The 26,942-nt window shown below is 61.1% G+C and carries 29 protein-coding genes; 11 read left to right on the forward strand and 18 right to left on the reverse strand.

Features of this window, described 5'->3' with window-relative positions; all coding sequences use genetic code 11:
• Positions 1 to 171: 171 nt before the first annotated feature.
• Positions 172 to 825 carry a methyltransferase gene (locus HX815_RS23770; RefSeq protein ID WP_177028976.1) on the reverse strand — a complete coding sequence of 218 codons (654 nt, stop codon included), beginning with the start codon at positions 823 to 825 and terminating at the stop codon, positions 172 to 174.
• Positions 822 to 1,280 (reverse strand): YbaY family lipoprotein, encoded by a 459-nt coding sequence (locus HX815_RS23775; RefSeq protein ID WP_003209991.1) that lies wholly within the window; start codon positions 1,278 to 1,280, stop codon positions 822 to 824. The genes HX815_RS23770 and HX815_RS23775 overlap by 4 nt, the downstream gene beginning before the upstream one ends.
• A gap of 139 nt (positions 1,281 to 1,419) precedes the next feature.
• Here HX815_RS23775 and nrdR point away from each other — a divergent pair, with 139 nt between their 5' ends.
• The 10 genes from nrdR (at position 1,420) to HX815_RS23825 (ending at position 8,838) form a co-directional block, all read left to right on the forward strand.
• Positions 1,420 to 1,890, forward strand: a complete 471-nt coding sequence (gene nrdR, locus HX815_RS23780) for a transcriptional regulator NrdR (protein ID WP_003209990.1) — start codon at positions 1,420 to 1,422, stop codon at positions 1,888 to 1,890.
• Positions 1,887 to 3,023 carry a bifunctional diaminohydroxyphosphoribosylaminopyrimidine deaminase/5-amino-6-(5-phosphoribosylamino)uracil reductase RibD gene (gene ribD, locus HX815_RS23785; RefSeq protein ID WP_003209989.1) on the forward strand — a complete coding sequence of 379 codons (1,137 nt, stop codon included), beginning with the start codon at positions 1,887 to 1,889 and terminating at the stop codon, positions 3,021 to 3,023. The genes nrdR and ribD overlap by 4 nt, the downstream gene beginning before the upstream one ends.
• A 34-nt stretch (positions 3,024 to 3,057) precedes the next feature.
• On the forward strand, positions 3,058 to 3,735 hold the full coding sequence (locus tag HX815_RS23790; RefSeq protein WP_003209988.1) for a riboflavin synthase: 678 nt from the start codon (positions 3,058 to 3,060) through the stop codon (positions 3,733 to 3,735).
• Positions 3,736 to 3,751: 16 nt separating this feature from the next.
• Entirely contained in the window at positions 3,752 to 4,843 is a 1,092-nt protein-coding gene (ribBA, locus tag HX815_RS23795; RefSeq protein ID WP_003209987.1) for a bifunctional 3,4-dihydroxy-2-butanone-4-phosphate synthase/GTP cyclohydrolase II, read from the forward strand.
• Between the two features lie 90 nt (positions 4,844 to 4,933).
• Positions 4,934 to 5,410 (forward strand): 6,7-dimethyl-8-ribityllumazine synthase, encoded by a 477-nt coding sequence (gene ribE, locus HX815_RS23800; protein WP_003209986.1) that lies wholly within the window; start codon positions 4,934 to 4,936, stop codon positions 5,408 to 5,410.
• A complete protein-coding gene (nusB, locus tag HX815_RS23805; RefSeq protein WP_003209985.1) occupies positions 5,407 to 5,907 on the forward strand; it encodes a transcription antitermination factor NusB in 501 nt (166 codons plus the stop codon). Before ribE ends, nusB begins: the two co-directional genes overlap by 4 nt.
• An 18-nt stretch (positions 5,908 to 5,925) precedes the next feature.
• Positions 5,926 to 6,879 carry a thiamine-phosphate kinase gene (thiL, locus tag HX815_RS23810; RefSeq protein ID WP_177028977.1) on the forward strand — a complete coding sequence of 318 codons (954 nt, stop codon included), beginning with the start codon at positions 5,926 to 5,928 and terminating at the stop codon, positions 6,877 to 6,879.
• Between the two features lie 128 nt (positions 6,880 to 7,007).
• Complete coding sequence (gene ribA, locus HX815_RS23815; protein ID WP_003209983.1) at positions 7,008 to 7,625, forward strand: GTP cyclohydrolase II; 618 nt, start codon at positions 7,008 to 7,010, stop codon at positions 7,623 to 7,625.
• On the forward strand, positions 7,622 to 8,041 hold the full coding sequence (locus tag HX815_RS23820) for a nuclear FMR1 interacting 1 family protein (protein WP_003209980.1): 420 nt from the start codon (positions 7,622 to 7,624) through the stop codon (positions 8,039 to 8,041). The genes ribA and HX815_RS23820 overlap by 4 nt, the downstream gene beginning before the upstream one ends.
• A complete protein-coding gene (locus tag HX815_RS23825; RefSeq protein WP_177021479.1) occupies positions 8,041 to 8,838 on the forward strand; it encodes a cobalamin-binding protein in 798 nt (265 codons plus the stop codon). Before HX815_RS23820 ends, HX815_RS23825 begins: the two co-directional genes overlap by 1 nt.
• 107 nt (positions 8,839 to 8,945) lie before the next feature.
• Here HX815_RS23825 and HX815_RS23830 read toward each other — a convergent pair whose 3' ends face one another.
• From HX815_RS23830 to HX815_RS23860, 7 genes are all read right to left on the reverse strand, one after another.
• Positions 8,946 to 10,841 (reverse strand): TonB-dependent receptor domain-containing protein, encoded by a 1,896-nt coding sequence (locus tag HX815_RS23830; protein WP_003209975.1) that lies wholly within the window; start codon positions 10,839 to 10,841, stop codon positions 8,946 to 8,948.
• A gap of 142 nt (positions 10,842 to 10,983) precedes the next feature.
• Positions 10,984 to 12,882: a 1-deoxy-D-xylulose-5-phosphate synthase gene (gene dxs / locus HX815_RS23835; RefSeq protein ID WP_087692354.1), complete on the reverse strand. Its 1,899-nt coding sequence runs from the start codon at positions 12,880 to 12,882 to the stop codon at positions 10,984 to 10,986.
• A gap of 110 nt (positions 12,883 to 12,992) precedes the next feature.
• The gene (gene ispA, locus HX815_RS23840; RefSeq protein WP_177028978.1) at positions 12,993 to 13,880 is read right to left on the reverse strand and encodes a (2E,6E)-farnesyl diphosphate synthase; all 888 of its coding nucleotides are present in this window, start codon (positions 13,878 to 13,880) and stop codon (positions 12,993 to 12,995) included.
• The gene (locus HX815_RS23845) at positions 13,877 to 14,119 is read right to left on the reverse strand and encodes an exodeoxyribonuclease VII small subunit (RefSeq protein WP_003209964.1); all 243 of its coding nucleotides are present in this window, start codon (positions 14,117 to 14,119) and stop codon (positions 13,877 to 13,879) included. Before HX815_RS23845 ends, ispA begins: the two co-directional genes overlap by 4 nt.
• A gap of 88 nt (positions 14,120 to 14,207) precedes the next feature.
• Entirely contained in the window at positions 14,208 to 15,347 is a 1,140-nt protein-coding gene (locus tag HX815_RS23850; protein WP_177028979.1) for a Fic family protein, read from the reverse strand.
• Between the two features lie 416 nt (positions 15,348 to 15,763).
• Positions 15,764 to 16,156, reverse strand: coding sequence for a MerR family transcriptional regulator (locus tag HX815_RS23855; RefSeq protein WP_177028980.1), 393 nt, complete (start codon positions 16,154 to 16,156; stop codon positions 15,764 to 15,766).
• Positions 16,095 to 16,739, reverse strand: coding sequence for an NAD(P)H-dependent oxidoreductase (locus HX815_RS23860; protein ID WP_177028981.1), 645 nt, complete (start codon positions 16,737 to 16,739; stop codon positions 16,095 to 16,097). The genes HX815_RS23855 and HX815_RS23860 overlap by 62 nt, the downstream gene beginning before the upstream one ends.
• Positions 16,740 to 17,138: 399 nt before the next feature.
• Here HX815_RS23860 and HX815_RS23865 point away from each other — a divergent pair, with 399 nt between their 5' ends.
• On the forward strand, positions 17,139 to 17,450 hold the full coding sequence (locus HX815_RS23865) for a DUF6124 family protein (protein ID WP_003219377.1): 312 nt from the start codon (positions 17,139 to 17,141) through the stop codon (positions 17,448 to 17,450).
• A 123-nt stretch (positions 17,451 to 17,573) separates the two neighbouring features.
• Here the strand turns inward: HX815_RS23865 and fic are convergent, their stop codons facing one another.
• The 9 genes from fic to eat form a co-directional block, all read right to left on the reverse strand.
• Positions 17,574 to 18,695, reverse strand: a complete 1,122-nt coding sequence (gene fic / locus HX815_RS23870) for a protein adenylyltransferase Fic (protein WP_008436517.1) — start codon at positions 18,693 to 18,695, stop codon at positions 17,574 to 17,576.
• A gap of 506 nt (positions 18,696 to 19,201) precedes the next feature.
• Positions 19,202 to 19,978, reverse strand: coding sequence for an XRE family transcriptional regulator (locus HX815_RS23875; RefSeq protein WP_177021485.1), 777 nt, complete (start codon positions 19,976 to 19,978; stop codon positions 19,202 to 19,204).
• Positions 19,979 to 20,192: 214 nt separating this feature from the next.
• Positions 20,193 to 20,720 (reverse strand): inorganic diphosphatase, encoded by a 528-nt coding sequence (gene ppa / locus HX815_RS23880; protein ID WP_003219382.1) that lies wholly within the window; start codon positions 20,718 to 20,720, stop codon positions 20,193 to 20,195.
• A gap of 93 nt (positions 20,721 to 20,813) precedes the next feature.
• Complete coding sequence (locus HX815_RS23885) at positions 20,814 to 21,644, reverse strand: zinc-dependent peptidase (RefSeq protein ID WP_177028982.1); 831 nt, start codon at positions 21,642 to 21,644, stop codon at positions 20,814 to 20,816.
• 6 nt (positions 21,645 to 21,650) lie between these two features.
• Positions 21,651 to 22,307, reverse strand: coding sequence for a DedA family protein (locus HX815_RS23890; protein ID WP_177008861.1), 657 nt, complete (start codon positions 22,305 to 22,307; stop codon positions 21,651 to 21,653).
• 240 nt (positions 22,308 to 22,547) lie between these two features.
• Positions 22,548 to 23,006, reverse strand: a complete 459-nt coding sequence (locus HX815_RS23895) for an N-acetyltransferase (protein WP_003219389.1) — start codon at positions 23,004 to 23,006, stop codon at positions 22,548 to 22,550.
• A 92-nt stretch (positions 23,007 to 23,098) separates the two neighbouring features.
• Positions 23,099 to 23,947 (reverse strand): ethanolamine ammonia-lyase subunit EutC, encoded by an 849-nt coding sequence (gene eutC / locus HX815_RS23900; RefSeq protein WP_134327368.1) that lies wholly within the window; start codon positions 23,945 to 23,947, stop codon positions 23,099 to 23,101.
• On the reverse strand, positions 23,944 to 25,338 hold the full coding sequence (locus tag HX815_RS23905; protein WP_003219393.1) for an ethanolamine ammonia-lyase subunit EutB: 1,395 nt from the start codon (positions 25,336 to 25,338) through the stop codon (positions 23,944 to 23,946). The genes eutC and HX815_RS23905 overlap by 4 nt, the downstream gene beginning before the upstream one ends.
• Positions 25,339 to 25,402: 64 nt before the next feature.
• Complete coding sequence (gene eat, locus HX815_RS23910; protein ID WP_008436523.1) at positions 25,403 to 26,851, reverse strand: ethanolamine permease; 1,449 nt, start codon at positions 26,849 to 26,851, stop codon at positions 25,403 to 25,405.
• Positions 26,852 to 26,942 lie beyond the last annotated feature (91 nt).

Below are 26,942 nucleotides of genomic sequence, written 5' to 3' on the forward strand. Positions count from 1 at the left end.
TAGCGGTAACGTTTGCAAGCTTTTTGAGCAAGAGGCGACGGATGCAAATCGGGGGTTTGGCATACCGTTTGGTCGTCCAGGTAGCGTGCGAGAGGCGGCCATTTTCCACGCTACGCTGAAGACTGTCTTAGCCCATCTGTTACTGGAGATTTGCGGGTTTGATAGGCGCGACTATCGCCGCGAATGGTACAGGCTCACCTTGCGAAACTCCCACGGCTCGGCCAGGTCGGGCAGTGTCAGGGCGTCGAGGATACCCAGGCGCTGATACTCCGGGTGCTGGAAGTCCCGAACCCGGGAATCGGCGACCAGCGCTTCGCGGCCGCGTGTCAGGAATTGATCCAGCAGCGGCAGGTTCGCCCGGTCGTACAGCACATCGGCGACCAGGATCAGGTCAAACCGGTCGGCTTCGGTGAAGAAGTCTTCTGAATAGCCCAGTGTTACGCCGTTGAGTTCGGCATTCGCCCGGCAGGCAGCCAGGGCCAGCGGATCCAGGTCGCACGCCACCACTTCCAGCGCTCCGGCCTTTACCGCGGCAATCCCGGCAACACCCGAACCTGCGCCGAAATCCAGCACCCGCTTACCCGCGACCCACTCGGGGTTGGCCGCCAGGTATCGCGCCAGCGCCAGGCCACTGGCCCAGCAAAAGCTCCAGTACGGCGGCTCATGCAGGATGCGCCGGGTTTCTTCGGGGCTGAAGGCGCGGTCCATGTTGTCGGCGTCCAGTAACCACAGCGACAACTCGGTGCCCGGCAGCGGGCAGGGCACCAGTTGGGCGTCGCCGATCAGTTCGCTCAGTGCGCGTTGCAGGCCCAGCGGTGGCGTCATGGTGCGGGAACGAGTTGCAGCGGCCCGGTGGTCTGGGTGATCGCCTGGGTGATGCGCACCGGCGGCAGGTGCAGGATCAACTGGCCGGACTGGCTGGCGCGACCACGCAATTCAACGCGCCCGCCCGCCGGGAACGCTTGCGGGTTGAAGCGCAGGCGGAAGGCCAGGGGCTTGTTGTTGCCGATCAGCACGCTGCTTGCCAGCAGTTGTTGCGGGCGCGAACGGTCGTCGATCACCAGCAGCGCCAGTTCGACTTCCGCACCCGCCGGTATACCGTTCAATTGGCCGCTGACTTCACGCTGATAAGCGGGCAACGGGCCGAGATCTTCTTCCACACCCGGCAGTTTTTTCTCTTGTTGCGGTGCCGGAGCCGGCGCCGCAGGTTTTGGGGCATGGCTGCTGCAGGCGACCAGAAAACCGAGCAACGTGAGCAAAACAAGTGGTCGTAACTGCATGTACGGCTCCAGAAAGGACAAAATCCGTGGCTTAAAAAATATGAAACATAATAGTCAGCCTATATACCGTAAAGGCTATGGCTTGTCTTGCCACAGGGATGCGCTACCATGGCCCTCCCATTTTTTGTTGCCTGCCACCATGCACTGTCCCTTCTGCGGTGCCAACGACACCAAGGTCATTGACTCGCGTCTGGTCGCCGAGGGCGAACAGGTGCGTCGCCGGCGTGAATGCCTGGCCTCTGGCTGCGGTGAACGTTTCACCACCTTCGAAACCGCCGAACTGGTATTGCCACGTCTGATCAAGACCGACGGCAGTCGCCAGCCTTTCGACGAAGAAAAACTGCGCGCCGGAATGCAGCGCGCCCTGGAAAAACGCCCGGTGAGTGTCGAGCGGCTGGAAGCGGCACTGGTGCATATCAAGCACAAGCTGCGCGCCACCGGCGAGCGCGAAGTCAAATCCCTGGTGGTTGGAGAACTGGTGATGGGCGAGCTGCAAAAGCTCGACGAAGTCGCCTATATCCGTTTCGCCTCGGTGTATCGACGCTTCCAGGACCTCAACGAGTTCCGCGAAGAGATCGACCGCCTGGCCCGTGAGCCGGTAAAAGAATGAACCCACCTTCGGCAGAACAAGCGGTACTCGACGCCCATTACATGGCCCGTGCCCTGGAACTGGCGCGCAAGGGCCTGTACACCACCCACCCCAACCCCCGGGTTGGCTGCGTGATCGTGCGTGACGGGCAGGTTGTCGGCGAAGGCTGGCACGTGCGCACCGGCGAACCCCATGCGGAAGTCCACGCCCTGCGGGCTGCGGGCGACAAAGCCCGGGGCGCCACGGCCTACGTGACCCTTGAACCGTGCAGCCACCACGGGCACACACCGCCCTGCGCCGATGCCTTGGTGAATGCCGGCCTGGCCCGTGTGGTGGCAGCGATGCAGGACCCGAATCCGGAAGTCGCCGGGCGTGGCATGCGCCGCCTGGCCCAGGCCGGGATCGAGACCCACAGCGGCTTGCTGGAAAACGAAGCGCGGGCGCTTAACCCGGGCTTTCTCAAGCGCATGGAGCATGGCCTGCCGTTTGTGCGGGTCAAGTTGGCCATGAGCCTGGACGGTCGCACCGCCATGGCCAACGGCGAAAGCCAATGGATCACCGGCCCGGCCGCGCGTGCCGCTGTGCAGCGCCTGCGTGCCCAGGCCAGTGTGGTGCTGACCGGCGCCGACACGGTGCTGGCCGATGGTGCTCGCCTGACCGTGCGCGCCGCCGAACTGGGCCTGGATGAAGAAACCACCGCCCTGGCGATGTCCCGTCCGCCGCTGCGTGTGCTGATCGACGGCCGCCTGCGGGTGCCGCTGAATGCGCCGTTCTTCAAGGCTGGCCCCGCGCTGGTCATCACCTGCGTGACGCCGGACAACCAGTACCCCACAGGCCCCGAGTGCCTGGTGGTGCCGGGTGTCGACGGCCAGGTCGACCTGCGTTCCGCGCTGGTGGCCCTGGCGGCCCGTGGTGTCAACGAAGTGTTGGTGGAAGCCGGCCCAAGCCTGGCGGGTGCCTTCGCCCAGCAAGGGCTGGTGGACGAGTACGTGATATTCGTCGCCGGCAAGTTTCTTGGCTCTGCCGCCCGGCCTTTGCTGGACTGGCCGCTTGAGAAACTGGCCGACGCCCCCCAACTCAAGATCACTGAAATGCGCGCTGTTGGCGATGACTGGAGAGTCACTGCCATCCCTCTGCCATCAGCGAGCGTATAATTCCCGGCCTGCGCCACGTCTTCAGGAGAACGGCATGTTCACCGGCATTATCGAATCCATCGGCAGCATCCGTGCAATGACCCCAAAAGGCGGCGATGTACGCCTGCTGGTTGAAACCGGCAAGCTCGACCTGAGCGACGTCAAACTGGGCGACAGCATCGCCGTCAGCGGTGTGTGCCTGACCGTCATCGAATTGCCTGGCAACGGCTTTGCCGCCGATGTCAGCCGGGAAACCCTGGACTGCACCGCGATGAACGACCTCAAGAGCGGCAGCCCGGTGAACCTGGAAAAAGCCCTGACCCCGACCACCCGTCTCGGTGGGCACCTGGTCAGCGGCCACGTCGACGGGGTCGGCGAAGTGGTTGCCCGCAGCGAAAACGCGCGTGCCGTGGAATTTCGCATTCGCGCACCGAAAGAGCTGGCCAAGTACATCGCCCACAAAGGCTCGATCACCGTCGACGGCACGAGCCTGACGGTGAACGCCGTGAATGGCGCCGAATTTGAACTGACCATCATTCCCCACACCCTGAGCGAAACCATCATGGCGTCGTACCAGCCGGGTCGCCGGGTGAACCTGGAAGTGGACTTGCTTGCCCGTTACCTGGAGCGCCTGTTGTTGGGCGATAAGGCCGCAGAGTCTGACTCTCTTCAAGGGCCCGCCGGGAACATCACTGAAAGTTTTTTAGCCGCTAACGGCTACCTTAAATCCTGACCCAAGGGGGTGCCGCGTGGCGCTCAACAGCATCGAAGAACTGGTTGAAGACATCCGCCAAGGCAAGATGGTTATCCTCATGGATGACGAAGACCGCGAGAACGAAGGCGACCTGATCATGGCCGCCGAGTGCTGCCAGCCGGAACACATCAACTTCATGGCCAAGCACGCCCGTGGCCTGATCTGCATGCCGATGAGCCGCGAGCGCTGCGAGTTGTTGAAGCTGCCGTTGATGGCGCCGCGCAATGGTTCCGGGTTTGGCACCAAGTTCACCGTGTCCATCGAAGCCACTACCGGTGTCACCACCGGTATCTCCGCTGCTGACCGCGCCCGCACCGTACAAGCCGCTGCCGCGAAAGACGCCAAGGCCGAAGATATCGTCAGCCCTGGCCACATCTTCCCGCTGATGGCCCAGCCGGGTGGCACCCTGGCTCGCGCCGGCCACACCGAAGCGGCCTGCGACCTGGCGCGCATGGCCGGTTTCGAGCCGAGCGGTGTGATCTGCGAAGTGATGAACGACGACGGCACCATGTCCCGTCGCGCCGAGCTGGAAGAATTTGCCGCGCTGCACAACATCAAGATCGGCACCATTGCCGACCTGATCCACTACCGGATGATCCACGAACGTACCGTTCAGCGGATTGCCGAGCAGCCGCTGGACAGCGAACTGGGCCAGTTCAACCTGGTGACCTATCGCGATTCCGTGGAAGGCGACGTGCACATGGCCCTGACCCTGGGCACCATCTGCGCTGAAGAGCCGACCCTGGTGCGGGTGCACAACATGGACCCGCTGCGGGACCTGCTGATGGTCAAGCAGCCGGGGCGCTGGAGCCTGCGGGCCGCGATGTCCGCGGTGTCCGAGGCCGGCAGCGGTGTTGTATTGCTGCTGGGCCATCCGCTGGATGGCGACGTGCTGCTGGCGCATATCCGCGAAACCGCCGACCACGCGCCGGTGAAAAAACCGACCACCTACAGCATCGTCGGGGCCGGTTCGCAGATCCTGCGGGACCTGGGCGTGCGCAAAATGCGCCTGATGAGTGCGCCAATGAAATTTAATGCCATATCCGGTTTCGACCTGGAAGTAGTAGAATACGTGCCCTCCGAATAAAGGCCGGCGTTGTTTGCCCCTTGTTCGCGGTTCAAATATCACTGAGGGGCGCGCACTAAGCGCGTCCCGGCTCTTTAAGAGATTTGTCGAATGACCCTGAAGACCATCGAAGGTACCTTCATCGCCCCCAAAGGCCGCTATGCCCTGGTGGTTGGCCGCTTCAACAGCTTCGTGGTTGAAAGCCTGGTAAGCGGTGCCGTGGATGCCCTGGTTCGCCACGGTGTGAGCGAAAGCGACATCACTATCATCCGCGCTCCTGGCGCCTTCGAAATTCCACTGGTTGCGCAGAAAGTTGCACAGCAGGGTGAATACGCGGCGATCATCGCCCTGGGCGCGGTCATTCGTGGCGGCACTCCGCACTTCGAATACGTGGCTGGCGAATGCACCAAGGGCCTGGCCCAGGTGTCCATGGAGTTCGGCGTGCCGGTCGCCTTTGGCGTGCTGACCGTTGATTCCATCGAACAAGCCATCGAGCGTTCCGGCACCAAGGCCGGCAACAAAGGTGCTGAAGCTGCCCTGTCCGCCCTGGAAATGGTCAGCCTGCTGGCGCAGTTGGAGGCCAAGTGATTAGCGACGACAGCGATCAGTTCAACCCCCAGGACCCGCGCCCGGCAGACGCCGGCAAGCCATCGAAAAGCGAAAAGCGTCGTTCGGCCCGCCAGCTCGCGACCCAGGCTTTGTACCAGCGCCACATGGCGAAAACCTCGCTGAACGAAATCGAGGCGCAGTTTCGCGTCGACAACGATTTCAGCGCGGCCGATGCCAGCTACTTCCACGACATCCTGCACGGTGTTCCGGCCAACTTGGCGGAGATCGACGCTGCACTGACGCCGTGCCTGGACCTGGCGATCGAAGAGCTGGACCCGGTTGAACTGGCCGTACTGCGCCTGTCCACCTGGGAACTGCTCAAGCGCGTCGACGTGCCTTACCGCGTTGTGATCAACGAAGGGATCGAACTGGCGAAAGTCTACGGTTCCACCGACGGTCACAAGTTCGTCAACGGCGTGCTCGACAAGCTGGCCCCGCGCCTGCGTGAAGCCGAAGTGAAGGCGTACAAGCGCTAACTGGCGCTTGCTGACGCAATGGGCGAGTTTGAGCTGATCCGCAACTACTTCGCCGCCGCGCCCTGTGCGCAGGGCGGCGAAGGCATTGCACTGGGGATTGGCGACGACTGCGCCTTGCTGGCTGTTCCTCCCGGGGAACAGCTGGCGATTTCTACCGATACCCTGGTGGCCGGCGTGCATTTTGCCGACCCCTGCGATCCGTTTCTGCTCGGCCAGCGCTCGCTGGCCGTGGCAGTCAGCGATCTGGCGGCCATGGGCGCCAATCCCCTCGCGTTTACCCTTGCCCTCACCACCCCGACGGTTGATGCCGATTGGCTGCAACGCTATGCCCAGGGCTTGAACGCCATGGCGCAGGGTTGTGGCGTGGTTCTGGTAGGTGGCGACACCACCCGTGGGCCGCTGAGCCTGACCATGACCGTGTTTGGCCGGGTGCCGGCGGGCCAGGCCTTGACCCGCAGCGGCGCGCGGCCTGGCGACTTGCTGTGTGTGGGCGGTGAGCTGGGTAACGCAGCGGGCGCCTTGCCGCTGGTGCTGGGGCAGCGCACGGCGGAGGCGGCTATCGTCGAGCCACTGCTGGCCCATTACTGGTCGCCGCAACCGCAGTTGGCGCTGGGCTTGGCGTTGCGGGGCAAGGCCACGTCTGCCATGGATATTTCCGACGGCCTTTTAGCTGATTGCGGGCATATCGCCAAGGCGTCGGCTGTCAGCTTGTTGATCGAGCAGCAAAAACTGCCGTTGTCCGCCGCCTTGCTTGCGTTCGTCGGTGAGGCGGATGCCCGGGTGGCCGCGTTGAGCGGGGGGGACGACTACGTACTGGCGTTCACCTTGCCGCCCGCCGAACTGGCGCCGCTGTTGGCCGCCGGTGTGCCGGTCCATGTAATCGGCCGGGTCGAGGCGGGGCAGGGCGTTACCGTGCTGGATGCGTCTGGCCAGGACGTCACGCCGGCCATTCGTGGCTATCAACATTTCTGAAAGGCATAGAACCAAGCTGAAGGCCAATCGAACCTATTGATCTTTATCAGCGATAATTCAGCTTAAGCGTCTGTAGGAACCTACTGTTACAATCCCTCCCCTGTGAAATCTGAAATCAGGAGCACAAGGTGCCCGTCGTTTTCGTCGCCGCTTCCAAGCTGCCAACCCCTTTTGCCACGTTCACCATGAATGGCTTTCTTGAAGAAGCCACCGGGCGCGAACACGTTGTTCTCAGCCTCGGTGACGTGGCGGACGGTGCCCCGGTCCTCGGCCGCGTGCACTCCGAGTGCCTGACCGGCGATGCGCTGTTCAGCCAGCGCTGTGACTGCGGCTCGCAACTGGAAGCCGCCCTGCAGGCCATCGCCCGCGAAGGCCGTGGCGTGTTGCTGTACCTGCGTCAGGAAGGCCGTGGCATTGGCCTGCTGAACAAGATCCGCGCCTATGAGCTGCAAGATGGCGGCGCCGACACTGTGGAAGCCAACGAGCGCCTCGGTTTTGCCGCTGACCAGCGCGACTATGGGATCTGCCTGCCGATGCTCCAGCACCTGGGCGTCAAATCCCTGCGGCTGATGACCAACAACCCGCGCAAGGTCAAAGCCTTGACCGACATGGGCATCACCGTCGCCGAGCGCGTGCCGCTGCACACCGGCCACAACCCGCACAACAAGCTCTACCTGGCCACCAAGGCCAGCAAGCTCGACCACATGATGGGCAACGAGCACCAGGGCGAGGCCGACCGGGCGTGACGCGCGGCCAGGTCAAGCGGCGACTGTCGTTTAACTGGTGGCAATACCTGGCGTTGGCGTTGGTGCCGTTGTTTGTGATCAACCTGGTGTTTGGCAAGGCCGAGCCCTTGCTGCCGGTGCTGGCGATGCCGTTTTTTATCGCCGGCGTAGCCTCGATGTTTGTCAGCCTGCGTTACTTCCACGGCTATAAACACGCGCTGATCGCCACCGGCAAAGCCCTCGATACCCCTGAAGAGCCGGCTGCCTGGATCACCCTCGCGGCCCGCCGTCGTGTGGCGTTGCTGGTGGCTGCACTGCCGGCCTGGGTCGGCGCGCTGGCGGTGTTTGTCGGGCTGGAAGCGGTGCCGCTGTTTCTGTTGGCATTGTCGACCCTGGTGCTGTTCTATCTCTACCGCATCCCGCGCCAGTTGGGTTGATGCGCGGCTGGCTGGCGGTGTTGTTGCTGGCAGTCGCGGCCCAGGCTGCGGCGGTTGAGCGGGTGGTCAGCCTTGCGCCTTCCTTGTCTGAAATCGTCGTTGAGCTGGGTGCGGCCGAGTTACTGGTGGGCTTGCTGGATGGCGGCGAGCGGCCACAGGCGTTGGCGAACGTGCCGTCTGTGGGCAACTACGGGCAGTTGGACATGGAGCGGCTGCTCAGCCTCAAGCCCGACCTGATCCTGCTTTGGCCCGGCAGCGTCGGCCCGGGCCAGCGTGAACAGCTGCAACGCCTGAACATCCCGGTATTTGTCGCCGAACCCCACAGCCTCGAACAACTCACCTCACAGGTCGAAACCATTGCCCGGCAACTCGGGCGGGATGACGCCGGCCGGCAATTGGCCGCGCAGTTGCGTCAGCGCTTGGCCGAATTGCGCTCGCGCTATCACCGGGCCGAGCCGTTGCGGGTGTTTTATCAGGTGTGGAACCAGCCGCTGTACACCGTGGGTGGCGGGCAGATCATCAGCGATGCGCTGAGTGTGTGCGGCGCGCGCAATGTGTTCGATGACCTGAAATTACCGGCACCGCAGGTCAGCATTGAGTCGGTGTTGCAGCGTAATCCCGAGGTGATTCTGGCGGGCGATCAAGCGCAGCTGGATGCCTGGAAGGCCTGGCCCCAGGTGGCGGCGGTAGCGAACGGGCATTTGCTGCTGGTGCCTGACAAGGGCCTGGAACGGCCCAGCGGGCAGATGCTGGAAGCGGTGGCGCGGTTGTGTCAGGTTCTTGCTCCGGGGCTGTGAGACCGCTATCGCAGGCAAGCCAGCTCCCACATTTGGCCGAGTCGTCTGGATAAGCACGGTCCCCTGTGGGAGCCGGGCTTGCCCGCGATGAGGCCGGTGCAGACGACTTAGAGTTCCGGCGTCCAGGTCACCCCGAACATCAGTGCCCGGCCTTCTTCCCGATAGCCATATTGCTGGCCTTGATACTGATACAGCGCCCGGCTGTAGTCCTTGTTCAGCAGGTTATCGAGCTTCATTTCCAGCGTGACTTCATGGTTCACCGCCCAACTGCCCCGTAGCCCCAGCAAGCCATACCCGCCCAGGCGTTGCTGGTTCGCCGCATCGTCGTAGCTGCTGCTGACCGCTTGCCAGCTGGCGCCGACGCCGAATTGATCGAATTGGCGATCCAGGTCCAGGCTCAGGGTGCGCCGGGCTCGACGCGCCAGTGTGCGCCCGGTGTCGCGGTCGCGTGGGTCGATCAATGCAACGGCGAGGCTGCTTTGCCAGCCGAACAGTTCTTGCTTGAGCGCCGCCTCGAAGCCGTTGATGCGTGCGGCGCTGACGTTTTGCGGGCCGTTGCTGGCAAACACGATCGCATCCTGAATATCGGTGCGGTACAGCGAGGCTTCCAGTCGGCTGCTGTCGCTGAGCTGGCTGCGCCATTGCACTTCGTAGCTTTTCGATGTCTCGGGCTTGAGGTTCGGGTTACTGTTTTTGAAGCCGAATTCGTCCGGGTAGTAGAGGTCGTTGAACGTAGGCGCGCGGAAGCCTTCGCTGTAGCTCAGCAACAGATCATTGTCCGGGTTCAGCGGCAGGGTGAAGGTGCCGCTCCAACTGTTGTGGCCGCCGAACTGTTGGTTATCGTCGCGACGCAGGCCCAGTTCGGTGGAAAAGGACTGGGCTTGAAAACGGTGCTGGATAAACGCCGCTCGATTCCAGCGACTGTCTTCGGCGAACGCTGTGCTGCTGTTGACCTGGTCCTCGTACCAGTCGCCGCCCAGTATCAGGCTGTTCTGCTCATTGAGGGTCAGGTCGTTCTGCCAATTCAGTGAGTTGCGGTAAGTGTTGAACACGCTGCGTTCGGTGCTGAGCTTGTCCCGGGTTTCTTCGCGGTTTTCGCTGTGGCCCGCTTCCAGCCGGGACTTCCACGTGTCATTGATACGCGCGTCAACATAGGTGCTGACACTGCTCACGGTGAAGTGGGTGTAGGGCTTTTGCTGGAAGCTTTGGAAGGTGGTCGAATCGAAGCGACCGAACGGGTTGTCGAATTCGCTTTTGCCGCGGTTATCCAGCACGTTCACACCCGCTTCGAGGTCATCGTTGAAGGCATGGCTCAGGCTGAAACTGATGGCCTGGTTGCGATAGGCGTCATGGTCACGGTCGCTGGGATAGGAGTCGTACGTGCGATTGATTCCGGCCGTGTCATCCAGGCTGGCGCCGAGGTTGAAGCGGGTTTGCGCATCGCCGCCGGACAAGCCCAGGCTGCGTTCCCACGTCTGGTTGCTGCCAAATCCCACATGCAGGCGGGGTTGCAGGCCGGACTCGTTACCACGCCGGGTGAAAATCTGGATCACCCCGCCAATCGCATCGCTGCCGTAGATCACCGAGCGCGAACCACGCAGGACTTCCACGCGTTCGATCTGCTGGATGTTCAGGTGCTGCAGGTTGCTGTCGCCGGAAGTCGAGTTGCCGATGCGCTGGCCGTCGACCAGCACCAGGCTCTGGGCCGACTTGGTGCCACGAATGTAAACGCTTGCCAGGCTGCCACGGCCACCGGCCTGTGAAACCTGCACGCCGGGCACGCGGCTGAGCAAGTCGGTCACGCTGGTGGGTTGCAGGCGGTCGATGTCGTCGCGGGTGAAGACGGTGTTGGCGGCGCTGCTGTCGTTGCGCGCCTGGACCTGGCGGTTGGCGCTGATCACCACGTCGGGCAGCTTGAGGGCTTGGTCGCGTTCGAAACTGTCGGCGAGCAGGTCGGTGGCGGGCAGTAACAGAAGGGGCAGGGCAAGGCGAAGGCGGTTCATGGGCTGTCCGTAGCATTTGAAGTTGGCATAAAACAAATGTGGGAGCGGGCTTGTTCGCGAAGGCGCAGTGTCAGTCAATGCATCTGTCGACTGACCCAGCGCTTTCGCGAGCAAGCCCGCTCCCACATTTTTAATCGCGTTTCTACAGGCCCAGCAGGGCCATGCGCTGACGAACCGAAGCTTCAATCCCGGATTCATCCAGCCCGCACTCGGCCAGCATCTGCGCCGGCTTGGCATGCTCGACATACACATCCGGCAGGCCCAGGTGCAGCACGGACTTGAGGATATTCTCCCGCGCCAGAAACTCACTGACTGCCGCACCGGCGCCGCCCATGACGGCGTTTTCTTCGATGGTCACCAGCAGCTCATGGCTGCCGGCGATCTCGCGCACCAAGGCCTCGTCCAGTGGCTTGACGAAACGCATGTCTACCACCGTGGCGTCGATCTTCTCGGCCACTTTCAAGGCTTCAGCCAATTGCACGCCGAACACCAGCAAGGCAACCCCGCTGCCCTGGCGGCGGACGATACCCTTGCCGATTTCGATAGGCTCAAGGTCCTTTTCGATCACTGCATTCGGACCATTCCCCCGCGGATAGCGCACAGCCGCCGGGCCGTTGTACAGGTGGCCGGTGCTGAGCATCTTGCGCAGTTCGTTCTCGTCGCTCGGGGTCATCACCAGCATGCCGGGGATGCAGCGCAGGTACGAGAGGTCGAAGCTGCCGGCATGGGTCGGGCCGTCTTCGCCCACCAGGCCCGCACGGTCGATGGCGAACAGCACGTCGAGGTTCTGCACCGCGACGTCATGAATCAACTGGTCATAACCGCGTTGCAGGAACGTAGAGTAGATCGCGACTACCGGCTTGGCGCCTTCACAGGCCATGCCCGCGGCGAAGGTCACCGCGTGTTGCTCGGCGATGGCCACGTCGAAATAGCGCAGCGGGAAACGCTCGCTGAACGCCACCAGGTCGGAACCTTCCTTCATCGCCGGGGTGATGCCCACCAGGCGCGGGTCGGCGGCGGCCATGTCACACAGCCATTCGCCGAACACACCGGAATACTTTGGCCCGCTGGGCTTCTTCGGCGCGGCGGCCGGGGCGTTCAGCGGTTCCAGCTTAGTGATCGCGTGGTAACCAATCGGGTCGACTTCCGCCGGGGCGAAGCCTTTGCCTTTCTTGGTCACGATATGCAGGAACTGCGGGCCTTTAAGGTCACGCATGTTGCGCAGGGTGGCGATCAGGGTTGGCAGGTCATGGCCGTCGATCGGGCCGATGTAGTTCCAACCCAACTCTTCGAACAGGGTGCCGGGAACCAGCATGCCCTTGGCATATTCTTCGGTACGACGGGCAATTTCCCACGCGCCGGGCAGACGCGAGAGCACCTTCTTGCTGCCTTCACGCATGCTTGCGTAGGTGCGGCTGGAAAGGATTTTTGCCAGGTAATTCGACAGGCCACCGACATTGCGCGAGATCGACATGTCGTTGTCGTTGAGGATCACCAGCATGTTGGCGTCCACTTCCGGCGCGTGGTTCAGCGCCTCGAAGGCCATGCCGGCGGTCAACGCGCCATCACCGATCACCGCAATCGCCTTGCGATCGCTGTTTTGCAGGCGGGCGGCAATGGCCATGCCCAGCGCTGCACTGATAGAGGTGCTGGAGTGGCCGACGCCAAAGGTGTCGTACTCGCTCTCGGAGCGGCGCGGGAAGGCGGCGATGCCATCCTTCTGGCGCAGTGTGGCCATGCGCTCGCGGCGTCCGGTGAGAATCTTGTGCGGATAGGCCTGATGACCCACGTCCCACACCAGCCGGTCGTCCGGAGTGTCGAATACGTAATGCAGCGCAATGGTCAGCTCGATGACGCCCAGGCCGGCACCGAAATGCCCACCGGTCTGGCCGACCGTGTAGAGCAATTCCAGGCGCAACTCATCGGCCAGGGTTTCCAGCTCGGCTTCACCCAGGCGGCGCAGGCCGGCTGGCGTGTTGGCACGGTCCAGCAGGGGCGTGGCCGGGCGCTTGCGGGGAATCTCTTGAAACGTCGTGGGCATCAGGCGAATCGTTATAGGTATAGAAGAGGCGGCAGTTTACCTCAAGCATCGCAAACTGCCCACGCAGAGCGCCGAACTTGGCTGATATGCGGTGGAAAAGGCCGCTGTTGTCAGTGGCGACGTTCGACGATATACCGCGCCAGGTCACGCAGTGGCTCGGCAGCCGCGTCGAAAGGTCGCAGGGCATCCAGGGCCTGGTCCCGCAGCTCCAGGGCGTACGCCTTGGCGGCTTCCAGCCCGAGAAGCGAAGGATAAGTCGGCTTGTCCCGTGCGATATCAGCACCCTGGCGCTTGCCGAGGGTCGCGGTATCGCTTTCAACGTCGAGAATATCGTCCTGCACCTGGAACGCCAGGCCGATGGCCCGCGCGTAGGTTTGCAGCGCCGCCAGTTGCGCAGCTTCGGCACGGCCACTGGCCAGGGCGCCGAGGTGCACGGCGGCCTCGATCAGCGCGCCGGTCTTGTGGCGGTGCATGTATTCCAGGGCTTGTTGATCGAGCTTCAAACCGACCGAGCCCAGGTCAATCGCCTGGCCGCCGACCATGCCGGCAGGCCCTGCGGCCAGCGCCAGCGCGGTAACCATGCGCAGACGGATCTCGGCGTTGACGCTGCTCAGGCGCGGGTCCAGCAAGGCGCTGAACGCCAGGCTTTGCAGGCCGTCACCGGCGAGAATCGCGCAGGCTTCATCAAAGGCTTTATGGGTAGTGGGCTGGCCGCGACGCAGATCGTCGTCGTCCATCGCCGGCAAATCGTCGTGTACCAGGGAGTAAGCGTGGATCAACTCCACGGCACAGGCGGCGCCGTTGGCTTCCTCCGGCTGGGCGCCGAGGGCTTCACAGGCCGCATAGGCGAGCAACGGGCGAACCCGCTTGCCACCGTTCATCACGCTGTAGCGCATGGCCTCATACAGGCGGTTCAGCTCAGGGCTGGGCGCGACAAACAGCGGATCCAGCGCAGCATTGACCCGGGCCTGGCTGCCGGCCTGATAAGCGTCGATCATTCAGGCTGTTCCGCATCGAAAGGTTCTTCGGCCAACTCCCCATCGCGTTCCAGCAACACCTGGACCTTCTGCTCCGCCTGCGCCAGGGCGCTCTGGCAGTCGCGGGTCAGGCCGATGCCTTGCTCGAATGCGGTCAACGAGTCTTCCAGCGACAACTCGCCGTTCTCCATCCGCTCGACCAGGGTTTGCAGGTCGGCGAGGGATTGTTCGAAATCGAGTGCAACTTTTTTGCGGGCCATGGCGGCTATTCCGGTAGACGGTAAACCGGCGCGACACTAGCAGACATGGGGGATTGGGGCAAATGAGTGGGGGGATTTGCCTTGTAAATCAATCGCCTTGGGTGTTGATTTGATAGCGGGTGCTGCGGCCGCCGCCGGGTAGCCGAACCAGGCAGTTTTTTTCCAGAAGATCGGCCAGATGTCGGGTCGCCGTGGCCTTGGACACTTTGGCCACTGCCTGATACTGGGCGGCGCTGATCCCGTGCTCAAAGCCCTTTTCGCCACCGTCGAGCAGGCGATTCAAGACTTTGGTCTGTTCGGCGCTGAGTGCGTGGTCCCGATGCTGCTGCCAGAAGCGGGTTTTGCCCAGCACCCGGTCAATCCGCACCATGGCCTGCTGCAAGCTACGAAGCAGCGTTTGCAGGAACCACTCAAGCCAATCGGTGATATCCAGCGTGGCCTTTTGACTGGTTTCCAGTGCACGGTAATAGCCCGCCCGGTCTTCAAGGATGCTCGCCGACATCGCGTAGAAGCGGATCGCTTGATGCTCTGCCTGGGCAAGCGCGAGGTCGGTAATCGCCCGCGTCAGACGACCATTACCATCATCGAAGGGATGCAGGGTGACGAACCAGAAATGCGCCAGGCCTGCGCGCAGCAATGGGTCAAGGGCCGCATGATGGCGACTGGCTTCAAACCATTCGATGAAATCGTCCAGCGACTGCTCTAGCCCTTGGCGGGGTGGGGCCTCGAAATGCACAGTGGGTCGGTCCAGTCGTCCCGACACAACCTGCATGGGCTCATCCCCCCTTAGCGCGCCTACGTTCAAGCCGTGGGTGGAAAAGCGGGCCTCCTCGGCGGGAAACAACCACCGATGCCAGTTAAATAGACGGGTGAGGGTAAACGGTTGAGCAAACTGTTGCGTGGCGTCCAGCATCAAGTCAGCCAGACCCTCGCTGCGTCTGCTCACTGAGCCGTCTTGCAATAGCTCCAGGCCCAGGCGCCGGGCCAAAGAGGAACGTACCGAGCCCACATTCAACTGCTCACCCTCGATTGCCGAGGAGGTCAGAATGTTTTGCAGCAACGCATCCAGTTCATTCTCCGAACTCTGTGCCTGGCTGACCGAACCGAGCATGCCCAGCAACTTTCCTTGCGCCTGCGTGCACTCGCGCAACAACGCTGCGAGGCGCTCTGGTTGCCAGTGAAAGTGCGGCCAGTCCGGTTGTTGCCAGATCCAGTTCGGGTGATCCATGGAGGCATGCTCGGTATGTGAGCCGAATAGAAGGCTTATTCGGCTCATTTGGTGAGCCGATTGTGTGAGCTATTCGGCTCACTGTCCAGTCAGATGCGCACATCAGGTACAGCGCCGCCTCATCACTGGCCAGCAGGATCGCCTGTTCCATAACCTTTGGCGCAGTACTCGCCAGCTCCATTGATTCGCTGGCTGTCGCCCCCAGGCTTTCAAACAGCTTGCCGGCGTCCTTGAAGATCTCCTGCGCTTGCTTGATGGCGTCCCACACGCCGGTAATCGCCGTCCAACTTCCCGCCAGCACGCCATTGCCAATCGCGCTCGAAGTGGACCTTTCCCAGTGCGGCCGGAAACCACTCCATTTTTTGCGAAGCTTTTTCTGTTCCGAGCCGCTGCCCGGTACTACGTAAAACAGCGGTTCAGCTCATTGACGGCAGTGACGTTTTCAGTGGTGCGCTGCATTGACCCTGAGCGTCCTTGAGACTGGCCTCAAATTCGACCAATCCCCCGTGCATCTTCTGCAGCGCTTCGATTTGCTTCATCAGTTCCTGCTTTTTGTTGGTGATTGCCTTGTCCGCCAGCTCCCAGGGCAACCCATCACCAGGATGCCCACCCAGAATCGCCTGCAACTCCTTGAGCTTGAAACCCAACTGCTGGGCGCACTTGATGAACGTCAGCAGTTCGACACTTTGTGTGGAGTAAATTCGATAACGACCTTCCCGCTGCGGCGGCGGCAACAGGCCGATGGCCTCATAGTGACGAATCGCCTTGATGGTTGTGCCCGACAGTTGCGCGGCTTTGCCGATGTACATGAAAAGTCCTTTTCCCAAAGAGTGCGCCGGCCTGTTTCAGCCACTGTTCCCGCTGTGCTGGCGTAGAGCCCAACACCGGCCCGAACAGCAACGTCTTGATCGGCTGAATGCCACAAAACGCCAGTGTTGTCTTGCGTATCTGGTGCAGCGCGGGCATGCGGTAGAACCACCTGTAATACCACGGCGGCGTGTCCAGGGTCACCAGCAAGTGCGCGGTTCTGCCCTTCAGGAGTTTGTCGGGGAAGGCCTTTCCCTTGCGGTATTTGAAGGCGAAACCGGATAGGAAAATTCGGTCGATAAAACCTTTCATCAACGCAGGGATTCCACCCCACCAGATGGGGAAAACAAACGTCAGGTGATTGGCCCACAGGATGTCGGATTGAGCGTTGAGCAGGTCGGGTTCCAGAGGCTGGGCCTGGTTGTAGCCGTTGTGGAGGATAGGGTCGAAGGCCAGTTCACCCAGACGCAGGATGCGTACTTCGTGGCCGGCGTTTTTGGCGCTGGTGATGTAGGTGTCGGTGAGGGCCGAGCAGAAGCTGGTGCTGGAAGGGTGGCCGAGGATGACCAGGATGCGTTGGCTCATGGTGGTGCGGTCCTGAAAACTGGGGTTTCAGGGTGAGGTGTGACCTTAGGGGGAGAGTCAAGAAGATGCAGTGATTGGGAATGGCCAGGAAGACTGATCCCTTTCATTTGCAGGACGTTTCCTAGAGAATTCCAAGCGCTTGCGCCAGCAAAATCCCGCGACTAGTCTGCGTTCCGTCACTGCATATTCGGTGATCGGGTTTAGTCGCCCGGATTCGATTGGCGCACGATCAGTTCATGAGTCAGGCCGTTTTTCGCCTGCACTTTTATGGTGGCTGTGCGCAGGGCGCCCTCGGGCGCGCCGGGTTTCCAATCGACCGGTCGACTAACCTGCGTACAGCTGCCGCCTTCGTTTAGTCGCGAGGAGTGGTGGCTCCAAATGTTTGATTGGAGATTTACCATGGTCAAAGTTACCCCCGATCCACCCGCATTCCATAAAGCCTTACTCCGCGACACTGATGCCTCGCGTCGAGTGATCGATCACTACCTTAAAGCGCCGGACGCGCAGCCTTCACCCAACCCGTTTACCGTCGATGACGAACTGAGTTTCGAAGATGCGCTGGCCCATGCTGCCGAGTTGCTGCATTGCGCCGTAGCAACCGCCCAGGCGTCGACCGAGCCGCTGAATGGCGCACAGCGGGCGGTGATGCATTTGGTGGAAATGTCGAAGGTGGTGGTGGATCGAGCGCTGGACTGTTTGCAGCCGAGGTGAGGACCTTAAGCCTACGCTGAGGTTGCGATGCATTTGGTCAGCGATCTACTGACCAAATGCTCATCATCCTGGCTCAGGGGCGGAAATCCCGGCAGACGATCGCCATGGATTAAAGCGGTCTCCTCAGGCGTATGGCTTGAAGTCATTGCTGTCGCGAGTGAGTAGCTGCATCAGTTTGGGATGGATGAAGAGCTTTTCCTTGCCAACCTGAACCTCTTGCAGAACGCCGATGGCGACTAGTTCTTTGAGGTAACGGGAGGCTGCTTGACGCTGGGCAATCTGTTTGTCGACGACGTTGCTGATGCGGCAGTAGGGCTGTTCGAAAATGACGTCTACCAGCTCGCGGGAATAGGTTTTCGGCAACTGCTCACGAACAAACTGGGTGGTGTGCTCGGACAGGCTGCGAATAGCGGCAATTTTTGCACAAGTCCAGCGTGCTGTTTCTTCCACAGCGCTGAGCATGTACAGCAGCCAAGGCTCCCAGGCTTGTTCGCGAGTGACATCAAGCAACAGGCGGTAGTAATCGGCTCTATGGGCAATGATGTAACGGCTAAGGTAGAGAATCGGTAGATTCAGCAGGCCTTCCTGGATCAGGTACAGGGTGTTGAGCACTCGCCCGGTACGGCCATTGCCGTCGGTGAATGGGTGAATGGCTTCGAATTGATAGTGACTAACCGCCATACGTACTAATGGATCCAGGTCGGTCTCGTTGTGCAGGAAGCGCTCCCAGTTGGCGAGCATGTCACGTAAGCGATCTTCGCCTTCCGGTGGGGTATAGATGATCTCGCCGGTTCGGTCGTTGGCTAGCTGGACTCCTGGCACCCGGCGTATATCCATGTTCACGCCTTTAAGCGTGCGGCAGATTTCGACTGCAGTACCGGTGGAGAGTGGGCGGTCGGCCAACGATTGATAACCTTTCTGCAGGGCTTTGCGGTAGCGCAGTGCTTCCTTGGTCGCTGGGTCTGCGTGGCTATCTCCATCCTGAGCATGCTGAAAGAGCAAATCCGTGGTGGTGACGATACTTTCGATCTCTGAGCTGTCCTTGGCCTCCAGCAATGGAATGGTGTTGATCAGCATTGTCTGGTTAGGGATCAGCTCAGCCGCTTGCTTCAATTCGGCCAGGGCTGTGCGGGCCTCAATGCAGCGTTTGAGCACTGCATGGGTTTCCAGAACAGTTGCCGGTGGCAAAGTGGGAAGCTGGTTGTAGGGCTTGTCAGCCTGCCAGGGAAGGTGGGATGCGGTCATGGATGGGGCTCGGTCTTTGACTTATCCGTCTAAAGGTAAGAGGGGCTCATCAGGGCGCCCTTTCGTGGCGTCAGTGTAAACATGCGTGCACTACGTGTCGCTATATTTTGATTTTTGCGACACGTCTTGATGTCATGTCGTTGGTAACGACAGGTATGCGAAACGTGTTCTTGGAACGGGCTTTTAGCGACGTATCAGGCGAATGTCCTGAGGATGGAAAAGACGGCTTGCGTGCCTTGGAGCGGTTGGCGCGTTCTCAAATAGCTCGATGCCTGGCAGGTGTAGCGCATTTCTTCCAGGCATTAAAAAGCCGGCTTGTGGCCGGCTTCTCGGGGACTGGTTCAGCTTATTTTTGGTAAACCTCACCAGCCTTCAAATCGTTCACCCAGGCTCACACTCAGGTGATAAGGGGCATCAGCGGGAACTCCTCCGCATCGCCAGGCAGGGCGGACCGGCTTCACGCCAACCCCCTGCCAAATGTGCGGCGGATAATACCCACATTCGCCTCAATTTCCCAGCTCCGGATCCGATTTAGAGCCTTCGTAGCCCAATAAATGCTCATCCAGCGGCACCGGCGGGCGGCGGTTATTCAGTGTCGCCCACCAGAACACCCAACCCAGAATCTCAAAGTTCTGCTCATGCCGCTGCTCATAGGTCAAAAACTCGTCCGGATGCTCGGCGCTGTTGTGGCTGCGCATCCGCAGGCCACCTCCTGGACGGTTGTAGAGGTATTTGATCCGCAGCATTCCGTCGTGCTCTACCGCGTAGATTTCGCCATCGATGATCTGTTTGCGACCACAGTCGATGGCAAGGGTACTTCCGTCCTGGATGATGTCGATCATGCTGTTGCCGACCATGTAGGCCCCGAGTGCCCGCTCCGGGCTTACACCGATGGCTTCAAGGGTGTGCAGGGAGAGGCGGATGCTTTCGGTCGAGGTGAAGGTGGGGTGGAGGGGGATCTCCACGTCGATTTTTACCGGGCCCGAGACCGGGTGGGTGATGTAGTTGCCGCTGGTCTCGCGGGCGATACGGTGGGAGGTGTCTGCATCGGATCCTTCCAGCAGGTAGTTGGCGGGTGGATGTTTGGGGCCTTCGCCTGTGCGCAGCCAACGGCTGGTGACGCACAACAATTCTGCGAACTCGTTGAGCCGGCCCATGGGGACGCCGCGTTTGAACCAGTTGTTTACGTGTTGAGGCGTAACATCGCGGTTCTTGGCGAAGTCGGAAGCGGAAAGATGAACTTCCCGTAATAGCGCTCTTAAGCGATCACCTGATGTATTCATAAACGCAGAGTTTACTGGCCGTAAAATCAGATCAAATAAACCATGCGTTGAGTTGCTGTATGTAGGTGTTTCCTTATCGCAGGACTATTCTGCTAGTTGATTAAGCTAGTTAAACAATTGCTGTAAATATGTTTATTAAAGTAGCCGGATGTTTATATTTTTCCCACAAAAAAAGCCCCGTTTAATCGGGGCTTTTTCAGAGCGAATAGCGGTATCAGCCTTTGTAGGCAGCGACCGACTTCAGGATCTCGGCGCGGGCGGCGTCTGCATTGCCCCAACCGTCGATCTTCACCCATTTGCCTTTTTCGAGGTCTTTGTAGTTCTCGAAGAAGTGTTTGATCTGTTCCAGCAGCAGTGGCGGCAGATCGGTGTATTCCTTCACGTCGACATACAGCTGGGACAGCTTGTCGTGTGGTACTGCGATAACTTTGGCATCGCCGCCGCCGTCGTCAGTCATGTTCAGGATGCCGACCGGGCGGGCGCGGATAACCGAGCCTGGGGTAACCGGGTAAGGGGTCACGACCAGCACGTCGAGGGGGTCACCGTCGTCTGCCAGGGTGTTGGGGATGAAACCGTAGTTGGCCGGGTAGAACATCGGGGTGGCCATGAAACGGTCAACGAACAGGCAGTCGCTGTCTTTGTCGATTTCGTATTTGATCGGCGCGTGGTTGGCCGGAATCTCGATGGCGACGTAGATGTCGTTCGGCAGGTCTTTGCCAGCCGGAATCTTGCTGTAGCTCATTGGGCGTTGCCCCCGTAGTTGGCCATGGAACATGGCCGGATTGGCCTAAAAGTGGCGGCGATTATAGGCATATTCTGACGCCGATGCCATGCGTCAGACGTCGTAGGGCGCTTGGCGTTCCGTCTGATACCGCACGTCGCCGGCCTGCAGTTGGTGCAGGCGCGCCAGGGGATCCTGACGGTAGAAGTGGCTCAGTTGCTCGTACACCTGTGGATAACTGCTGACCAGTAAATCCGGGGCACTGAAGAAATATTCGCTGGTGACGGCAAAGAACTCGGCCGGGTTTTCCGCGGCGTAGGGGTCGATGGCCGTTTCGGCGTCAGGGTTGCGGTCGAGCTGGCGGTTGAGGTCGTCGAAGGCGCTTTGCATGACGCTGGCCCATTCCTGCACGCGCATGTCGTGGTGCAGGGGGGGCAGGCCGTTGGCGTCGCCGTTGAGCATGTCCAGCTTGTGGGCCAGTTCGTGAATGACCAGGTTGTAGCCTTCCCAGTTGCCGCTGCCCAGTACGCCGGGCCACGCAAGGATCACCGGGCCCTGTTGCCAGGCTTCGCCGCTGTGCTCGCCGTCCCACTCGTGTTCCACGCCGCTGGCGTCGCGATGGCGCTGCGGGCTGAGGAAGTCGTCGGGGTACAGCACGATCTCGTGGAAGCCCTGGTACCAGTCGAGGTCGCCAAGGTTCATCAGCGGCAGCTGTGCCTGGGCGGCGAGCAGCAGGCGCTGTTCCTGGTGCAGTTCGACGCCGGGCAGGGCGGTGAGGTGTTTTTCGGCGAGGAACACCACGCAGGCTTCCCGCAGCCACTGGTCTTGCTCGGCAGTGATGCCGTCGAGGAACGTCAGGTGATGGCGCACCCGCTGCCACGTTTCATCGGCAATCGGGTGCTTGGCCAGCAGGCGCCGGCGACGCCAGGCGCTGAGGGACCACATAGCCGGTTACTGCGGCTTTGCTTCGGAAGAGCTGCGGCCGAAGCGGCTGCGGAACACACCGATGATCATCGGTACCAGCGACAGCAGGATGATGAACACCACCAGCAGCGACAGGTTTTTCTTGATGAACGGCACGTTGCCGAAGAAGTAGCCCAGGGTTACCAGGCCGCCGACCCAGAGGACGGTGCCGAACACGCTGAAACCGAAGAAGCGCGGGTAAGGCATCTTGGCGATGCCGGCGACGAACGGTGCGAAGGTCCGCAGGATCGGCAGGAAGCGCGCCAGGGTCACGGTTTTGCCGCCGTGCTTGTCGTAGAAATCGTGGGTTTTTTGCAGGTAGTCGCGGCGGAAGATCTTCGAGTTGGGGTTGCTGAACAAGCGTTCCCCGGCCGTTCGTCCGATCACGTAGTTAGTACTGTCACCCAGGATGGCCGCGAGCATAAGCAGGCCGCCCAGCAATATCGGGTCCATGCCGCCGCCCGCTGCAACAGCGCCGGCGATGAACAGTAAGGAATCACCCGGCAGAAACGGCATGACCACCAGGCCGGTTTCGCAAAAGATAACCAGGAACAGAATGGCGTAGATCCACACTCCGTAGTTTCTCACCAGCATGTCGAGGTACACGTCGAGATGCAGGATAAGGTCGAGCGGGTTGAAATCCATGGAGGGCACCTGTGTGAATGGCCTGGCTCAGCGGGCCTGTGCGGAGGCTTCGGGTAATAAGGGCTACAAGGTAGTGGCGTATTTCTTACGACCCTGAAAGGTCCGCATTATACGGATAGAGTTGTGAAAAGCGTGCTGGTTTTGTAGCGGGGAATGTCGCGAAAGCGATCTGATTGTAGACACAGCGTCAGTGTGGGAGGGGGCTCCCACAACAGATGTATGAGGTTTGGTTAATAGTTGTCAGTCATCGCTGATCGCAAGCACGTAGTTCTTGAACTCGGTGTCTTCCCGAAAACCGATGGACTCATAGGTTTTCTGCGCCACCTGGTTGTCGCTGCTGGTGGACACACGCAGGCGCACGGCTTGAGTTTCCTTGGCCATCTTCTTCGCGGTACGCATCAGGTTGTCGGCCACCAACTGCCGGCGTGCGTCTTCGGCGACGTAGATGTCGTTGAGGATCCACACCCGCTTGAGGGACAACGATGAAAAGCTTGGATACAGCTGGCAAAAGCCAAGCAGTTTCTTGTCGTCATCGTCGGCCAGCGCCAGGTAGATCACGGACTCCTTGCGGCGCAGGCGTTTTTCCAGGAAGGCGCGGCTCGAATCAGGAAACGGCAGCGCGCCGTAAAACTCGCGGTATTTGACGAAAAGCGGGGTCAACAGGTCCAGGTGTTCCAGGGTCGCTTGAGTAATCCGCATGCCAGGCCTCAACTTCCAAATGGGGTATGACCACACAAGCGGCCGTGTCTCGATGCTGCCTAAAGCAGAGAAAAAGCGCAATCGTGCAGGGATCAGTCCTTCGGTGGGCTGAGCAGGAAGTTTCCTTTCATCAGGTCGGGATCATCCGACTCGAGAGTTTGTACCTGCGCTTCATCCTTGAGGTTGACCCCCGACAACTGCCGGCGACAGGCCTCCCGCATCAAGTAAAGCAGGCGGTGAGCGGCCATGCCGTAGCTCAAGCCTTCCAGGCGCACATTGGAGATGCAGTTGCGGTAGGCGTCAGTGAGGCCGACCTTGGGGTTGTAGGTGAAATACAGTCCCAGGCTGTCCGGCGAGCTGAGCCCCGGCCGCTCGCCGATCAGGATCACCACCATTTTTGCCCCGAGCAACTGGCCGACTTCATCCGCGACAGCGACACGGCCCTGCTCCACCAGAATCACCGGTGACAGCGACCAGCCTTCAGCGTGGGTTTGTTCCTCCATGCGTGTAAGAAAAGGCAACGTATGTTTATGCACCGCCAGGGCCGACAAGCCGTCGGCCACCACCACCGCCAGGTCCACGCCGCCGGGGTTGGCTTCGGCATAGTCCCGCAGGGCCTGGACGGATTCATCACTGAGGCGGCGCCCAAGGTCCGGGCGTTGCAGGTAGCTGTGGCGGTCGACGGCGGCGCTGTGCAGCAACAGGCTGTCGCGGCCGCGCTCCGCCAGTTGGCTGCTGAGTCCTGCATGATCAAACGGCAGGTGTACCGCGTCGCGGGCCTGGGCATGGGCGAACTGGAAATCCAGCTGAGCGCCGGTAGGCATGCTGGTGCCGGTGCGGCCCAGGGCAATCCGCGCCGGGGTCAGGCGCCGCAGCTCAAGCCACGGGTTGTCCACGTTGTTTTCCGGGGTGTCGATGTGCACGGGCGGTTCCTTCTTCATCCCAGTTGCGCCAAGGCGTGGCGGAATGCCGGTGGCAGGCTGTTGCCGAAGTGCACCTTGCCGTCGGCTTGCGTGAAGATGCCCATTTTCGCCAGCCACTGTTCAAACTCCGGTGCCGGCTTTAAACCCAATGTTTGGCGGGCGTACAGCGCGTCGTGAAATGAAGTGGTCTGGTAGTTGAGCATGATGTCGTCGGAGCCCGGGATGCCCATGATGAAGTTGATCCCGGCCACGCCCAGCAGGGTGAGCAGGGTGTCCATGTCGTCCTGGTCGGCTTCGGCATGGTTGGTGTAGCAGATGTCGCACCCCATGGGCACGCCCAGCAGCTTGCCGCAGAAGTGGTCTTCGAGGCCGGCGCGGATGATCTGCTTGCCGTTGTACAGGTACTCGGGGCCGATAAATCCTACGACCGTGTTCACCAAAAACGGCTTGAAATGCCGGGCAACGGCATAGGCGCGGGTTTCGCAGGTTTGCTGGTCGACGCCAAAGTGTGCGTTGGCCGACAAGGCGCTGCCCTGGCCGGTTTCGAAATACATCAGGTTTTGCCCGAGGGTGCCGCGATTAAGGCTCAGGCCCGCGTCGTAGCCTTCCTGCAGCACGCTCAGGCTGATGCCGAAGCTGGCATTGGCCGCCTCGGTGCCGGCGATCGACTGGAACACCAGGTCCAGCGGCACGCCACGGTTGATGGCTTCGATGGAGGTGGTGACGTGGGTCAGCACGCAGGCCTGGGTCGGGATTTCATAACGCTGGATGATCGCGTCGAGCATTTCCAGCATCGCGCAGATCGAGGCGATGCTGTCGGTGGCCGGGTTGATGCCGATCATGGCGTCGCCGTTGCCGTAGAGCAGGCCGTCAAGAATGCTCGCGGCGATACCGGCCGGCTCATCGGTGGGATGGTTGGGCTGCAGGCGGGTGGACAGGCGCCCGCGCAGGCCCATCGTGCCGCGGAACTGTGTGACGACGCGGATTTTCTGCGCCACCAGTACCAGGTCCTGCACACGCATGATCTTCGACACGGCGGCGGCCATTTCCGGTGTCAGCCCGGGCGCCAGGGCGCGCAGGCTCTGTTCGTCGGCCGCGTCGCTGAGCAGCCAATCGCGCAAACCCCCGACGGTCAGGTGGCTGACCACGGAAAACGCTTGTTTATCGTGGGTGTCGATAATCAGCCGGGTGACTTCGTCGCTTTCGTACGGGATCAACACTTCTTCGAGAAAGTGCTTCAACGGAATGTTGGCCAGGGCCATTTGCGCCGCGACCCGCTCGCCATCGTTCTGGGCGGCAACACCCGCCAAAAAATCCCCGGAGCGGGCCGGGCTGGCCTTGGCCATCACGTCCTTGAGGCTGTCGAAGCGGTAGGTCAATGCACCGACCGCGTGGGAAAAGCTTGCCATACAGAGTCTCCTTGTCGACGCGGGCTGAATGTGAGTAAAGCGCCCGCGTCGAGGTTTATGGCAGTTAGTGCAAGGCGGCCTCTGCGGCCTGGATCGCCGCAAATTCTTCTTCCGGCGTGCCTGCTACCAAGTGATGCCGACTGTAGAAAGCAAAGTAAGCAATTAATACTCCATAGATGATCGCGGCGCCAATCACCACGCGCGGATCCACCAGAAAGCCCGCCACAACGGCGATGCAGGCCAGTACCAGGGCGACGCCCGAGGTGAAGATGCCGCCCGGAGTACGGTAAGGGCGGTCCATTTTGGGGCGGCGGATGCGCAACGTGATGTGCGCGGCCATCATCAGCACGTAGGAAATGGTTGCGCCGAATACGGCGACCAGGATCAGCAAATCGCCTTGGCCGGTCAGCGACAGGCCGAACCCGATGATGCCGGGGATCACCAGGGCCAGTACCGGTGCCTTGCTTTTGTTGGTCTGCGACAGCTTGCGCGGCAGGTAGCCGGCGCGGGAGAGGGCGAAGATCTGCCGGGAGTAGGCGTAGATGATCGAGAAGAAGCTCGCGATCAGCCCGGCCAGGCCCACCAGATTGACGAAGTGGCCCATCCACGTGGAGCCGCCGTAGGCTTTGGACAAGGCTTCCACCAGGGGATTGCCCGATGCCATCAGCGCGTAGGCGCCAGCACCGCCGGGGGCGATTACCAAAATCAGCAGGGCGAAGCTGGTCAGCACCACAATGGCGCCGATCAGGCCGCGGGGCAGGTCGCGTTTGGGGTTCTTGGTTTCTTCGGCGGCCAGGGGCACGCCTTCGACCGCAAGGAAAAACCAGATCGCATAGGGAATCGCCGCCCACACGCCGACATAACCGAAGGGCAGGAAAGTGCTGGCGCCCTTGGCCTCGGTCACCGGGATGTCCAGCAGGTTGGCGACACTGAAGTGCGGCACCATCGACACCAGGAACACACCCAGGGCAATCGCGGCGACGGCGGTAATCACAAACATCAGCTTCAGCGCTTCACCCACGCCGAAGATGTGGATGCCGATAAAGATGATGTAGAACGCCAGGTAGATCATCCAGCCGCCAATGCCGAACAGCGACTCGCAATAGGCGCCGATAAACACCGCGATGGCGGCGGGGGCGATGGCGTATTCGATAAGGATCGCGGTGCCGGTGAGGAACCCGCCCCAGGGGCCGAACGCGCTGCGGGCAAAGCCGTAGCCGCCGCCGGCGGTAGGGATCATGGAAGACAGTTCGGCCAGGGAGAAACACATGCACAGGTACATGGTGGCCATCAGCAGTGTGGCGAGGAACATGCCGCCCCAGCCACCCTGGGCCAGGCCGAAGTTCCAGCCGGCGTAGTCGCCGGAGATGACGTAGGCAACACCGAGACCGACTAATAGTACCCAGCCGGCAGCGCCTTTTTTCAGTTCCCGTTGTTGGAAGTATTCGGTGCCGACCTTTTCAAAGTCGACGGAAGACCCGGACGCCGGAGCGCCATTCGGTTCGCTGGGCATGATGGAATCCCTTTCTTATTGTTTTATCCCGGCTTACTTAAGTAAGCCGAATGAGTAGCAAGGTCTTGTGAAGATCAAGTGTGGGAGCGGG

It is taken from the genome of Pseudomonas sp. E6002, from assembly GCF_013385565.1.
Classification (GTDB): domain Bacteria; phylum Pseudomonadota; class Gammaproteobacteria; order Pseudomonadales; family Pseudomonadaceae; genus Aquipseudomonas.